This window comes from Pseudomonas sp. KBS0710 (genome assembly GCF_005938045.2).
Classification (GTDB): Bacteria; Pseudomonadota; Gammaproteobacteria; order Pseudomonadales; family Pseudomonadaceae; genus Aquipseudomonas.
This window is the reverse complement of the sequence record NZ_VCCF02000001.1, coordinates 5,329,635-5,343,241: the sequence shown is the minus strand read 5'-3', so window position 1 is coordinate 5,343,241 and position 13,607 is coordinate 5,329,635. Positions and strand designations below refer to the sequence as shown.

The window sequence follows — 13,607 nt, the reverse complement described above, 5'->3', positions numbered from 1 at the left end:
GCGTATCGGCCATGCGACTAAAGTCTTAAGGGGGCGCGCGCTTTTGTCGCATCTGACGAGGGGTTGGGCGGATTCAGGAACCAGATCGGGTAAATGCAGTCACTAAGGCTCGAAAGTGCGGCCCGGCCCTTAAAAATCGGGCTGCCAGCCGGGGATAACCCTGGCATCCGAGGTGAATTTTCTTTATCGTCACCGCCCTTTGAAAAAGCCCGAGAAATCAAAATGTTAGAAGCATCCCTCAGCCAGCTGGAACAGCTGGTCACTGACCTCGTACAACAAAACCAGGACCTGCTCGGCAGCAATGAATCCCTGAAGGCGGAACTGGCCCGCGCCAAGGACGAGAACGACAGCCTGCAACTGAACTTGATGGAACAGGAAGAAAAGCACGGCGCCACCGCCGCGCGTATCCAGGCGCTGGTTGAGCGTGTGAGCGCAGGGCCTGTCGGCGCATGAATGAAGGGATAAAGGTCGTTTCGATTCTCGGAGAGGATTACTCGATCAAGGCGCCGCAAGGGGAAGATCAAACCCTGATGCACGCCGTGACCATGCTCAAGGCTTCCCTGGCCACCACCAAGAAAAAGTACCCGACCCTGATCGGTGACAAATTATTGGTACTGGCCGCGCTGAACCTGTGCGCCGAGCAGATCGACATGCAAAAGCATCACCAGCAGGAACTCGACCGTTACCAAGAGCAAGTCAGCGCCACGGTCGAAGTGATTTCCAAGGCGATCGGAACGCCTTAGAACCACGCGTCCTGCATGCCCAGGCACGTGTCATCGCGTGCCTCCAGAATCGCCAGTTCATGATGGCAGCTCGGTACTTCCCAGGTCAGGAAGTACCGGGCGGCCTGGAGCTTGCCTTTGTAAAAGGCCACATCGGCCGCATTGCCCTTGGCCAAACCTTCCTCGGCGCGAATCGCCTGTTCCAGCCAGCGCCAGCCAATTACCGTGTGCCCGAACACCTTCAAGTACAGCGCCGAGTTTGCCAGGCTGCTGTTGACCTTGCCGTGGGCGAGATCCGTCAGCAGGCCAATCGTCACGCTTTGCAGGCGGCTGACCAATTGCTCCAGCGGTTCGCGCAGGGCGGTCAGTGAGGCGTATTCCTGAGCCCGAGCGCCGGTTTCGGCGATCAGGCGGATCAGTTGTTTCAAGCCCGCGCCGCCGTTTTGCGCGAGCTTGCGCCCGAGCAAATCCAGGGACTGAATGCCGTGGGTGCCTTCGTGTATCGGGTTCAGGCGGTTGTCGCGGTAGTACTGCTCCACCGGGTATTCGCGGGTGTAGCCGTGGCCGCCGAGGATCTGGATCGCCAGTTCGTTGGCCTTGAGGCAGAACTCCGATGGCCAGGACTTGACGATGGGCGTGAGCAGGTCGAGCAGTTCGTGGGCGTGCTTGCGCTCGGCTTCGGTTCCCAGCGTGGTGGTGTCGTCAAACAACCGGGCCGCGTACAGGCCCAGGTCAAAGGCGCCTTCTACATAGGCTTTCTGGGTCAGCAGCATGCGCTTGATATCGGCGTGCTGGATGATCGAAACCGGTGCGGTGCTCGGGTCTTTGCTGTCGGGCAGGCGACCTTGCGGGCGTTCGCGGGCGTATTCCAGGGAATAGAGGTAGCCGGCGTAACCCAGCATCACCGCGCCCATGCCCACGCCGATGCGCGCCTCGTTCATCATCTGGAACATGCAGCTCAAGCCCTGGTGCGGTTTGCCCACCAGATAGCCGACACAGTTGCCGTTATCGCCGAAGTTAAGCGCCGTGGACGTAGTGCCACGCCAGCCCATCTTGTGGAACAGCCCGGCCAGCAGCACGTCATTGCGTGCGCCCAGGCTGCCATCCTCATTGACCAGGAATTTGGGCACGATAAACAGCGAAATGCCCTTCACCCCAGGCGGCGCATCCGGCAGCTTGGCCAGCACCATGTGCACGATGTTTTCCGACAGCGGGTGGTCGCCGCCGGAGATGAAGATCTTGTTGCCCTTGAGCCGATACGTGCCGTCGGACGCCGGCTCTGCGCGGGTACGAATATCCGACAGCGACGACCCGGCATGCGGCTCGGTAAGGGCCATGGTGCCGAAAAAGCGGCCTTCGATCATCGGCTGCAGGAAACGCTGTTTTTGTTCCTCGGTGCCGAAGCTTTCGATGAGGTTGGCGGCGCCCATGGTCAGAAACGGGTAGGACGTTGAAGCCGCGTTGGCTGACTGAAAATGCGCGAAACAGGCTTGGGAGAGCAGGGTAGGCAGCTGCATGCCACCGGCTTCGAAACTGCGGGCAGCGTTGAGAAAGCCTGCTTCCAGAAAAGCGTCCACGGCGGGTTTGACTTCCGGGATCAGGATTGCCTGGCCGTCTTCATAGCGCGGTTCGTTTTCGTCGTTTTTGCGGTTGTGCGGCGCGAAGTACTTCTCGGCAATGCTACGCGCCGTGCTGATGGCGGCATCGAAGGTTTCGCGGTTGTGTTCGGCAAACCGCTCGCGCTGGGTCAGGCCCTCGGCATCGAGGACTTCGTACAGCTCGAAAGCCAGATTGCGGGAACTGAGCAGCGTCTCGGACATGTCGGCATACCTTTGAAGGGAATCGCCTGAGTCTAAGTGCGCGAATAGAGGCTGGATAGCAAGATTGATTTGCGTGATGGAGGAGCAGAACGCGAGAAGGGCGTTGTGAATGCGATCAAATGTGGGAGCGGGCTTGCTCGCGAATGCGGTGGATCAGTCAGTACATCTGGTGACTGACACTGCGCATTCGCGAGCAAGCCCGCTCCCACATGCGTTAACCGATAGTCATCAGGCTCGCATTACCACCCGCCGCAGCCGTGTTAACGCTCAATGCCCGCTCGATCACCAGGCGCTCCAGCGCAATCGCCGTTTCACCCTGCGACAAACCATGCACCCCAACAATCGCGCCACCGCGCTGCGCCACTTGCTGGCACACCGCACGCAGTTGGTCGGAATCGCCGTGGTGCACGACCGCGTCGAACACCACCTCGTCCTTGGTCCAGTCAGCCACACGCTTGATCTTCGCCTGAACTTCCCGCGACAGGCGTGGGAACAAGGCTTTGGTCAAGTCAGTTTCCGGCCATACCGCCGAACCGCCAACAGCCAGTACCGCCGCCAGTTGCGTCAGCAAGTCGCCTTCCACTTCCGCCAGGCACAACACGTGCTCGCGGGGCAGGATGGCGTAGCTGTTGCGCTCGCCGGTCGGGCCGGCCAGTTGGCGGGTGATACCGCTTTGCGATTGCGCGGCGAACTGGCTGCACAGGGCGCTCAGGTCGCTGAACTTATTGCTGTCGGCCCAGGTTTTGAGGGCGGTCAGCGGTTGGCTCATGGCATCACGCAGACGCACGTCCGGTGCAGCCAGCTTGTCGCCACGCACGAAGGATTGCTCGATGGCATCCGTAGGGCGCGTCGACAGCAGGCGGTACAGGTACAGCGGGCCGCCCGCTTTCGGGCCAGTGCCCGACAAACCTTCGCCGCCGAACGGCTGCACGCCGACCACGGCACCAACGATGTTGCGGTTCACATAGACGTTACCGGCATGCACGTTGTCGATCACCTTGGCGATGGTCTCGTCGATGCGCGTGTGTACGCCCAGGGTCAGGCCGTAGCCGGAGGCATTGATCTGTGCGATAAGCTGGTCGATCTCTTTGCGCTTGTAGCGCACCACGTGCAGTACCGGGCCGAAGATCTCGCGTTGCAGTTCGTCGAAGCTTTCCAGCTCGATCAGGGTTGGCATCACGAAGGTGCCGCGCTTGATCTCTTCGCCGTCGGCGATTGCCACCTGGTACACGTTGCGGCCTTTGTCGCGCATGGCCTGGATGTGTTTCTCGATGCCAGCCTTGGCTTCGGCGTCGATCACCGGGCCGATATCCACCGACAAGCGCTCCGGGTTGCCCAGGCGGCATTCAGCCATGGCGCCCTTGAGCATTTCGATCACGCGATCTGCCGAATCTTCCTGCAGGCACAGTACGCGCAGGGCCGAGCAACGCTGGCCGGCGCTGTCGAAAGCCGAGGAAACGACGTCGATCACCACTTGTTCGGTGAGTGCCGAAGAGTCGACGATCATCGCGTTCTGGCCGCCGGTTTCGGCGATCAGCGGGATCGGGCGGCCCTGGGCATCCAGGCGCCCGGCGACATTGCGTTGCAGCAGGCGCGCCACCTCGGTGGAACCGGTGAACATCACGCCTTTGACGCGATCATCACCGACCAGGCGGGCACCGACGGTTTCGCCCTGGCCTGGCAGCAGTTGCAGCACGCCTTCCGGGATACCGGCTTCGAGCAGGATACGCACGGCTTGTGCCGCCACCAGCGGGGTTTGTTCGGCCGGTTTGGCCAGTACCGGGTTACCGGCAGCCAGTGCCGCAGCAACTTGACCGCTGAAGATTGCCAGCGGGAAGTTCCACGGGCTGATGCAGACCACTGGGCCCAATGGGCGGTGGGCATCGTTGGTGAAATCGTTGCGCGCCTGTACCGCGTAGTAGCGCAGGAAGTCCACGGCTTCACGCACTTCGGCGATGGCGTTGGCGAAGGTCTTGCCGGCTTCACGGGCCAGCAGGCCCATCAGCGGCTGGATCTCGCCTTCCATCAAGTCGGCAGCGCGCTCCAGTATGGCGGCGCGTTCGGCGGGCGGGGTGGCCTGCCAGATCGGGCCGGCGTTGATCGCGCACTGGATCGCATTGTCGACGTCTTCAACCGTGGCTTCTTGCACGTGGCCGACCACGTCACGCAGGTCGGACGGGTTCAGCACCGGTGCAGCGGCTTCATTACTGGAAGCGCAGCCCAGCATCGGCGTGGCTTTCCAATCGTTGTGCGCGCTTGCCAGCAAGGCGCAAGACAGCGATGCCAAGCGGTGTTCGTTGGCCAGGTCGATACCGGCCGAGTTGGCGCGGTCGCTGCCATACAGGTCACGCGGCAGCGGGATACGCGGGTGCGGCAGGCCGAAGCCGCCTTCCAGCGTGGCCATCTGCTCGATGTTGGCCACCGGGTCGGCCACCAGCTCCTGAATCGAGATGGTGTGGTCGGCAATGCGGTTGACGAATGAAGTGTTGGCGCCGTTTTCCAGCAGGCGACGTACCAGATAAGCCAGCAGTGTTTCGTGGGTGCCGACCGGTGCGTACACGCGGCACGGACGGTTCAGCTTGCCATCGGAAACTTTGCCTACAACCTGCTCGTACAGCGGTTCACCCATGCCGTGCAGACACTGGAACTCGTACTGGCCAGGGTAATAGTTCTGACCGGCGATATGGTAGATGGCCGACAGCGTGTGGGCGTTGTGCGTGGCGAACTGCGGGTAGATGACTTCCGGCACCGACAGCAGTTTGCGTGCGCAGGCAATGTAGGAAACGTCGGTGTACACCTTGCGGGTGTACACCGGGTAGCCTTCCAGGCCTTCGACCTGGGCGCGCTTGATTTCGCTGTCCCAGTACGCGCCTTTTACCAGGCGGATCATCAGGCGATGGCGGCTGCGGCGCGCCAGGTCAATGACGTAGTCGATCACATACGGGCAACGTTTCTGGTACGCCTGGATGACGAAACCGATGCCGTTCCAGCCGGTCAGTTGCGGCTCGAAGCACAGGCGCTCGAGCAGGTCGAGCGACAGCTCCAGGCGGTCGGCTTCTTCGGCGTCGATGTTGAGGCCAATGTCGTAGTGCTTGGCCAGCAAGGTCAGCGACAGCAGGCGCGGGTACAACTCGTCCATCACGCGCTCGTACTGCGCACGGCTGTAACGCGGGTGCAGTGCCGAGAGCTTGATGGAGATGCCCGGGCCTTCATAAATCCCACGGCCGTGAGAAGCTTTGCCGATGGAGTGAATGGCTTGTTCGTACGAGGCCAGGTACTTCTGGGCGTCGTGTTCGGTCAGCGCAGCTTCACCGAGCATGTCGTAGGAATAGCGGAAACCCTTGGCTTCGAACTTGCTCGCATTGGCCAGGGCTTCGGCAATGGTTTCGCCGGTAACGAACTGTTCGCCCATCAGGCGCATGGCCATGTCCACGCCCTTGCGGATCATCGGCTCGCCGCTCTTGCCGATAATGCGGCTCAGGGACGAGGTCAAGCCCGCTTCGTTATGGGTGGCGACCAGTTTGCCGGTCAGCAACAGGCCCCAGGTGGCGGCGTTAACGAACAGCGACGGGCTGTTGCCCAAGTGCGGGTGCCAGTTGCCGGTGCTGATCTTGTCGCGGATCAGTGCGTCGCGGGTGCCCTTGTCCGGGATGCGCAACAGCGCTTCGGCCAGGCACATCAGCGCCACGCCTTCCTGGGACGACAGGGAAAATTCTTGCAGCAGGCCCTGAACAATCCCGGCACGGCCGCCAGCGCTCTTTTGGTTGCGCAGTTTTTCGGCAATCGAGGCGGCCAGCTTGTTGGTGGCCTCGGCCATTGGCTGCGGCAGGCGGGCCTGCTCGATCAGCATCGGCACCACTTCCGGCTCCGGGCGGCGGTAAGCGGCGGTGATCGAGGCGCGCAATACCGATTGCGGCAGGATGCTTTCGGCAAACTCCAGGAAGCACTGGTGGGCGTGGTCCGGCTGCACTTCGCCAGCGTCTTCAGCGTCCTTGCTGCCCGAGCCATTGAGCTCGGTCAGGGTTGCACCACCCTCGAGTTTCTCCAGGTAATTGAAAATCGCCTGCTTGATCAGCCAGTGCGGCGTGCGATCAATGGAGGTCGCGGCCGCCTTGAGGCGTTCGCGGGTCGGGTCGTCGAGTTTGACCCCAAGGGTGGTCGTTGCCATCTTTTTATCCTCATGGGTGCCACTACCGAGTGGCATCTGCTGGCGGCAAGATTAGCTTTGCGCATGCAGAGGTGCAACCGGGTGCAACCCAAATTGTTCAGGAATTTTTCGATCGTGATCGGGAAAAATTTCGGCCCACGACAAAATGCGCTGTGTCTTGGTGCATTTGCTTCTGAGATCGGCTGTTCTTGCTCCGAAAAGGAGCAAAAAAGCGGTATTTCCGCGAAAACACCCTGAGGTGCAACTTATTCTCAAGAAACTGGTTGCACCTTATTTACTTTGTTGAATAGCATTCGCGCCCAAGGTGCAACCACTCGCAAGGGGCGGTTCATCGGCTGGCGGCTTTCCTGGGGAAACGTCAGTCATAAATGCGCGGCTCGCCGTTTCGTCTACCCGTTACCAATGGGTGGCCGTCTGCCAGACCGCTGCTACATAAAAACAAAGCCAGGGCGTCACTCCTATGAGCGTTAGCAATCCAACCCTGATCACATTCGTGATCTACATCGCAGCAATGGTGCTGATCGGCTTGATGGCCTATCGCTCCACCAACAACCTTTCTGATTACATCCTCGGCGGTCGCAGCCTCGGTAGCGTGGTCACGGCTCTATCGGCCGGCGCTTCGGACATGAGCGGCTGGCTGTTGATGGGCTTGCCGGGCGCGATCTACATGTCCGGCCTGTCGGAAAGCTGGATTGCCATTGGCCTGATCGTCGGTGCCTACCTCAACTGGCTGTTTGTCGCCGGTCGCCTGCGGGTGCAGACCGAGCACAACGGTGACGCCCTCACGCTGCCGGATTACTTCTCCAGCCGTTTCGAAGATAAAAGCGGCCTGCTGCGGATTATCTCGGCGGTGGTGATCCTGGTGTTCTTCACCATCTACTGCGCTTCCGGCATCGTGGCCGGTGCCCGTCTGTTTGAAAGCACCTTCGGCATGTCTTACGAGACCGCACTGTGGGCCGGCGCTGCGGCGACGATTGCCTACACCTTCATCGGTGGTTTCCTGGCGGTGAGCTGGACAGATACCGTACAAGCCACATTGATGATCTTCGCGCTGATCCTCACGCCGATCATCGTGCTGTTGGCCACCGGCGGTGTGGACACCACGTTCCTGGCGATCGAAGCCAAGGACCCGACCAGTTTCGATATGCTTAAAAACACCACGTTCATCGGCGTTATTTCGTTGATGGGCTGGGGCCTGGGCTACTTCGGCCAACCGCACATCCTCGCGCGTTTCATGGCGGCGGATTCGGTGAAGTCGATTGCCAAGGCGCGTCGTATCTCCATGACCTGGATGATTCTGTGCCTGGCCGGCACCGTGGCTGTGGGCTTCTTCGGTATTGCTTACTTCTCCGCGCATCCGGAAGTGGCAGGCCCTGTGACCGAGAACCCTGAGCGCGTGTTTATCGAGCTGGCTAAAATCCTGTTCAACCCTTGGATTGCCGGGGTTCTGCTGTCGGCCATTCTGGCGGCGGTGATGAGTACCCTGAGCTGCCAGTTGCTGGTGTGCTCCAGTGCCCTGACCGAAGACTTCTACAAAGCTTTCCTGCGCAAGAATGCCTCCCAGCTTGAGCTGGTATGGGTCGGTCGCCTGATGGTGCTGTTGGTGGCCCTGATCGCCATCGCCATGGCCGCCAACCCGGAAAACCGCGTACTGGGCCTGGTGAGCTACGCCTGGGCCGGCTTCGGCGCTGCGTTTGGCCCAGTGGTGCTGATCTCGGTGATCTGGAAAGGCATGACCCGCAACGGCGCACTGGCCGGTATTCTGGTCGGCGCGATTACCGTGATCGTGTGGAAGCACTTCAACCTGCTGGGCCTGTACGAAATCATCCCGGGCTTTATCTTCGCCAGCCTGGCGATCTATTTCGTGAGCAAGATGGGCGCACCGACTGCGGGTATGGTCGAGCGTTTTGATGCGGCGGAAAAAGACTACAACCTCAACAAGTAACTCGCTGGGCGTTAAGCGCCAATTGCGTTAGAAAAAAGGCCCGCGTCCTTAGGATGGCGGGCCTTTTTTTATCGTTCCCACGCTCTGCGTGGGAATGTCACCCCGGACGCTCCGCGTCCCGCTGTCAGTTCAGCCAGCCTCAGGCTGATTGAGAAAAATCAGCACACCCAGAATCGCCATGTAGAACTTGAATGCCGCTTCCTGGCCATTCCACTGATGGGACTGCCACATCAGAAACCACTCACCGCCCACCACCATAAAACCAAAGAACCACACCACAAAGCCGAGGGTCAGGCCGGCGGTTGCGCTTGCCTTTGCGCGGTTGAATTCGGCGCCGCCCGCGTGCCGCGCACGCCACAGCGACAGTGCGCCACGCGCCAGCAGCACGGCGGTGAGCGCTTCGCCGAGGATGATCAGCGCGTAGGCCGCATGCCACATCCATGGGGTAGTGATCGCCCGGTACATGGCGGCGTTGTTCGGGAAGGTGGTGTCCATGCTCAACACGTGTTGGACGAAGGCGAAGTTGGAGCCGTAGTCCGTGATGTTGTTGAACGCAACCAAGGTGGCGAAGGCCGCCAGGGCAAGGGTCAGGATGATTTTTGCGTAGCGGGTGGTCATGCTTTTTCCAGTGAGCCGTTGAGGGGGAGCTATAACGCTAGCACGGCCTTGGTGCGCCTTCGACGCCAGATACATGAAGAATCGGGCACCCGGAGTGTAGGAGCTTACTGATTTGCCTGTGGTGTGCTCTGGTGGGCGAAAAGCTGGTGCAGAATCCCTCGCCCAGCCCTCGCAGAGAAACACCGGATGTTCGCTCTTGCCAATCAAAGTGCCTTTAACCTGACCCTCGATGGGCAGCCCAGTGAGCTCAAGGTTCGTGGGTTCACGGGCGATGAATTTATCAGCCTGCCTTTTCGTTTTGACCTTGAGTTGGTGAGCGAACAGCCCGACCTGGACCTCGATAGCCTCCTGCACCGTCAGGCTTTCCTGGGGTTTGATTCGCAAGGGCACGGCATTCATGGCCAGGTGTGCCGGGTGGCGCAAGGCGACTCGGGCAAGCGCCTGACCCGTTACCAGATCACCTTGGTGCCGCAGTTGGCTTACCTGGAACACAGCACGCACCAGCGGATCTTTCAGAAAAAAACCGTGCCGCAGATCATTGCGCGGGTGCTGGAGGCTCAAGGGATCCAGGGTGATGCCTTTGCATTTCAGCTGAGCGGGCAATACCCCGAGCGTGAGTACTGTGTTCAGTTCGGCGAAACCGACCTGGCATTCATTCAGCGCTTGTGCGTCGAGTCGGGCATTCACTATCACTTTCAGCACAGCCCCGAGCGCCACCTATTGATGTTTGGCGACGACCAAAGCGTCTTTACCCAGCCAGCTCAAGCCACCTCGTATTCAGCCGGTTCGGCACTGGTTGCCGGCACCCCTGCGATCAAGCATTTCATCCTGCGGTTGGAGACCCGCACCACCGGTGTGAGCGGGCGCGATTACGACTTCAAAAAGCCCAGCCTGGTCCTGGAAAGCATGGCGTCCAGCGGGCAACAGCCTGCGCTGAATGAGCAGTACTATCCTGGGCACTTCACTGATCGAACCCATGGCAAGTACCTGGCGCAACGGCTGCTTGAGCGTCATCGCAGTGACTTTCGCCAAGCCAGCGGTAATAGCGACCAGCCAGCCTTGTCCACTGGGCAGTTCCTGAAGATGACCGGGCACCCTCGCCAGGAATGGAATAACTTGTGGCTGGTTACCCAGTTGCACCATTGCGGGCAGCAGCCTCAGGTCCTTGAGGAGTCTGCGCCGGACACCTACGACGATGGCGTCTCCCCCGGCTACCGCAATGAGTTTGTCGTAACACCTTGGGATGTGCCGTTTCGAACGCCGCTGATAGTGCCTCGACCCCATATATCGGGCTACCAGAACGCCGTGGTCACCGGGCCTGCCGACACTGAGATCCATTGCGACGAATATGGTCGCGTCAAAGTGCAGATGGCCTGGGACCGCGACGGTGAACACGACGAGCACTCCAGTTGCTGGCTGCGGGTCGCCAGCGGCTGGGCGCATGACCGTTATGGTGCGGTGCTGATCCCGAGGGTGGGCATGGAGGTGCTGGTGGGCTTCGTCAACGGCGACGTTGATATGCCGCTGGTGATGGGCTGCCTGCCCAACGCGGCAAACCTGCTGCCGCTGGATCTACCGGCGGACCAGGCCCGCAGCGTCTTTCGCAGCCAAAGCACTCCGGGCGGTGGCGGTTACAACGAGCTGCGCATCGACGATCGTAAGGGCGCCGAGGAGATTTACCTGCGCGCTCAGCGCGATTGGACCGAGCATGTGTTGCATGACCAGCACGTACAGGTGGATAACCAGCGTCGGCTCAAGGTGGGTGGCGAGTCGCACCATGAGCTGTTGGGGGAAGAGCAGCGCATCACCCATGGCAATCGCCTGACTGAACTCAAGCAGGATGATCATCTGGTCGTCGGTGGCTCGCAGCAGGTGCGTGCCGGGCGGACCATCCAGATCGGCGCCGGGCAAAGTGTGGTCATTGATGCGGGCGCCAGCGTGACGATCCAGGCTGGGGGGCAGTCGATCACGCTGTCGGCCGCCGGGATTTTCAGCAGTGTGCCGATCCAGATTGGCTGTGCGCCTGCTGCCGTGCCGACGCCGCTGATACCGGGTATTACCGAAAAATTGTCAGCGGTTATCCCGGCACCGCTCAGCCGCGTACAGATTGCGAGCCTTAAGCGCAGTGCGCCGTTTTGCGAAGAATGTGAGCGCTGCAAGAACGACCAATGTGATATCCCCGGACACCCTAAACCTTAAAAGGAATTTACCCCGATGCTTCAGTCCATGGTTCCCAGCGCCTGGCTTGCACAGTGGCCGCTACAGCCCGAGGAACACCTCTACGCGGTGCTGGGCAGCGCCAGCGAAGCCAGGCCGCTTAAGGCGTGGCAAACCCTGGCACCGGAGAAACTGCTGCAATCAACCTGGGCAGGCACGGCTTATGCCGATTGGGAGGGTGTTATGCCTTATGTGGGCATTGTTGAGCCGGGCAGTGCCTTCCTGGGTTGGGTCGCCAGCGCCGAGGCAACGGACTGGGGTTGGCTCGCGGTCTCGTCCAGCCCGCCAGAGGCGGTGGCTGCGCACCTGCAAGGCTTGACCAAAGTGCTGTTGCCGGATGAGCAGGCAGTGTTTTTACGCTTTTGGGATGGCGCTCAATGGCTGCCCATTTTGCAGAAGCTGGGCGACGAGGCGGGACGCGTGTTGCCGGTGTTTCAGCGCTACCTGATCAATGGCCAGCCGCTGGCCATCAGCACCGGCCCGGCCACTGCGGCCAAGGCCAGCCCATGGTGGCAAGTGCCGGCATCGCTGCTTGAACACTTGGCAGAGCAATCGCCGCAGTTGCTGATCGGCAACCTGCTGCAATGGCTCGAAGAACAACGCCCGGACCTCTACACCGCGTTTACGCCTGCGACCTTGCGGCACAAGGTCGCCTACTGTTCGCGCAGACCTGATATCAGTGTTCAAGCGCTGGCGGATTATCTTGCTTCAGAGTTGAGTTGAAGCCAGGGCCTGCTGCAAGTCCTCGATCAGGTCTTCAATCGCCTCGATGCCGACCGACAGGCGAATCATCTCCGGCTTTACGCCGGCCTTGGCCTGTTCCTGCTCGTTCATCTGCCGGTGAGTGGTGGACGCGGGGTGGCAGGCCAGGGATTTGGCATCGCCAATATTCACCAACCGCTTGAAGATTTGCAGGGCATCGTAGAAGCGCACGCCCGCGTCATAGCCGCCCTTCAAGCCGAATGACAGGATCGCCGAGGGTTTGCCCTGCATGTATTTCTGCGCCAGGGCGTGGTGCGGGTGGTCCGGCAGCCCGGCGTAGCTGACCCATTCCACCTCGGCGTGGCCTTGCAGGAATTGCGCAACCTTCAGCGCGTTTTCGGTATGGCGCTCCATGCGCAAGGCCAGGGTTTCCAGGCCTTGCAGCAACAAGAACGCATTCATGGGCGCCAGCGCCGCACCGGTGTTGCGTAATGGCACGGTGCGGGCGCGGGCGATGAAGGCGGCCGGGCCGAACTTTTCCGTGTAGACCACGCCGTGATAGGCCGGCTCCGGTTGGTTGAGGCCGGGGAATTTTTGCGGGTTTTGGGTCCAGGGGAAGGTGCCGCTGTCGACGATCACGCCGCCCAGGGAGTTGCCATGGCCGCCCACGTATTTGGTGACCGAATGCACCACGATGTCGGCGCCGAACTGTATCGGCTTGCACAGGATCGGCGTGGCCACGGTGTTATCCACCATCAGCGGTACGCCGCGCGCATGGGCGACATCGGCCAGGGCTTGAATGTCGATGATATTGCCTGCCGGGTTGCCGATGCTTTCGCAGTAGACCAGCTTAGTGTTGTCGTCGATCAGTTCGGCGATGGCTTGGGCAGAATCGTCGCGGGCGAAGCGCACGTCGACGCCAAAGCTTGGCAGCAGGTGGGCGAACAGGGTGTAGGTGCCGCCGTAAAGCTGCGGCGTGGTGACGATATTGTCGCCCGCTCGGGTCAGGGTCTGGATCGCATAGTGAATCGCCGCGCTGCCGGCCGACACGGCCAGGGCGGCGATACCGCCTTCGAGGGCAGCGATGCGCTGCTCCAGCACGTCGTTGGTGGGGTTCATGATGCGTGTGTAGATGTTGCCTGGCACGTCCAGGTTGAACAGGTCGGCGCCATGCTGGGCGTTATCGAACTCGAAGGCGACGTTCTGGTAGATCGGCACGGCGACGGCCTTGGTGGTCGGGTCCGACTTGAAGCCGTGGTGCAATGCAATGGTGGCGTCTTTCATGATGCGGGTTGACCTCCTTGGATTCCAGAGTTGCCCCCAAGGCAATGTGGGAGCTGGCTTGCCTGCGATAGCATCACCGCGGTGTAAGGGTAATACCGCGTCGCCTGCATCGCGGGCAAGCCCGCTCCCAC

At 60.9% G+C, this 13,607-nt stretch carries 9 protein-coding genes; 5 read left to right on the top strand and 4 right to left on the bottom strand.

Annotation, left to right across the window (positions count from 1 at the left end):
- The first annotated feature begins 222 nt into the window (after positions 1-222).
- On the top strand, positions 223-453 hold the full coding sequence (locus FFI16_RS24445; protein ID WP_138817172.1) for a hypothetical protein: 231 nt from the start codon (positions 223-225) through the stop codon (positions 451-453).
- On the top strand, positions 450-743 hold the full coding sequence (locus FFI16_RS24440) for a cell division protein ZapA (protein ID WP_017138531.1): 294 nt from the start codon (positions 450-452) through the stop codon (positions 741-743). Before FFI16_RS24445 ends, FFI16_RS24440 begins: the two co-directional genes overlap by 4 nt.
- Here the strand turns inward: FFI16_RS24440 and FFI16_RS24435 are convergent.
- Both FFI16_RS24435 and putA read right to left on the bottom strand, forming a co-directional pair.
- Positions 740-2,542 carry an acyl-CoA dehydrogenase gene (locus tag FFI16_RS24435; protein ID WP_138817171.1) on the bottom strand — a complete coding sequence of 601 codons (1,803 nt, stop codon included), beginning with the start codon at positions 2,540-2,542 and terminating at the stop codon, positions 740-742. The genes FFI16_RS24440 and FFI16_RS24435 overlap by 4 nt on opposite strands.
- 214 nt (positions 2,543-2,756) lie before the next feature.
- Positions 2,757-6,710, bottom strand: a complete 3,954-nt coding sequence (gene putA / locus FFI16_RS24430; protein WP_138817170.1) for a trifunctional transcriptional regulator/proline dehydrogenase/L-glutamate gamma-semialdehyde dehydrogenase — start codon at positions 6,708-6,710, stop codon at positions 2,757-2,759.
- Positions 6,711-7,170: 460 nt separating this feature from the next.
- Between putA and putP the strand changes: the two genes are divergently transcribed.
- Positions 7,171-8,655 (top strand): sodium/proline symporter PutP, encoded by a 1,485-nt coding sequence (gene putP / locus FFI16_RS24425; RefSeq protein ID WP_138817169.1) that lies wholly within the window; start codon positions 7,171-7,173, stop codon positions 8,653-8,655.
- Between the two features lie 129 nt (positions 8,656-8,784).
- Here putP and FFI16_RS24420 read toward each other — a convergent pair whose 3' ends face one another.
- Positions 8,785-9,273: a DUF2165 family protein gene (locus FFI16_RS24420; protein ID WP_138817168.1), complete on the bottom strand. Its 489-nt coding sequence runs from the start codon at positions 9,271-9,273 to the stop codon at positions 8,785-8,787.
- Positions 9,274-9,459: 186 nt separating this feature from the next.
- Between FFI16_RS24420 and FFI16_RS24415 the strand changes: the two genes are divergently transcribed.
- Together FFI16_RS24415 and FFI16_RS24410 are read left to right on the top strand one after the other, a co-directional pair.
- The gene (locus FFI16_RS24415; protein ID WP_138817167.1) at positions 9,460-11,472 is read left to right on the top strand and encodes a type VI secretion system tip protein VgrG; all 2,013 of its coding nucleotides are present in this window, start codon (positions 9,460-9,462) and stop codon (positions 11,470-11,472) included.
- 15 nt (positions 11,473-11,487) lie between these two features.
- Positions 11,488-12,213 carry a DUF4123 domain-containing protein gene (locus FFI16_RS24410; RefSeq protein ID WP_138817166.1) on the top strand — a complete coding sequence of 242 codons (726 nt, stop codon included), beginning with the start codon at positions 11,488-11,490 and terminating at the stop codon, positions 12,211-12,213.
- Here FFI16_RS24410 and FFI16_RS24405 read toward each other — a convergent pair.
- Positions 12,199-13,476 carry an O-acetylhomoserine aminocarboxypropyltransferase/cysteine synthase family protein gene (locus FFI16_RS24405; protein WP_138817165.1) on the bottom strand — a complete coding sequence of 426 codons (1,278 nt, stop codon included), beginning with the start codon at positions 13,474-13,476 and terminating at the stop codon, positions 12,199-12,201. The genes FFI16_RS24410 and FFI16_RS24405 overlap by 15 nt on opposite strands.
- Positions 13,477-13,607: the final 131 nt, after the last annotated feature.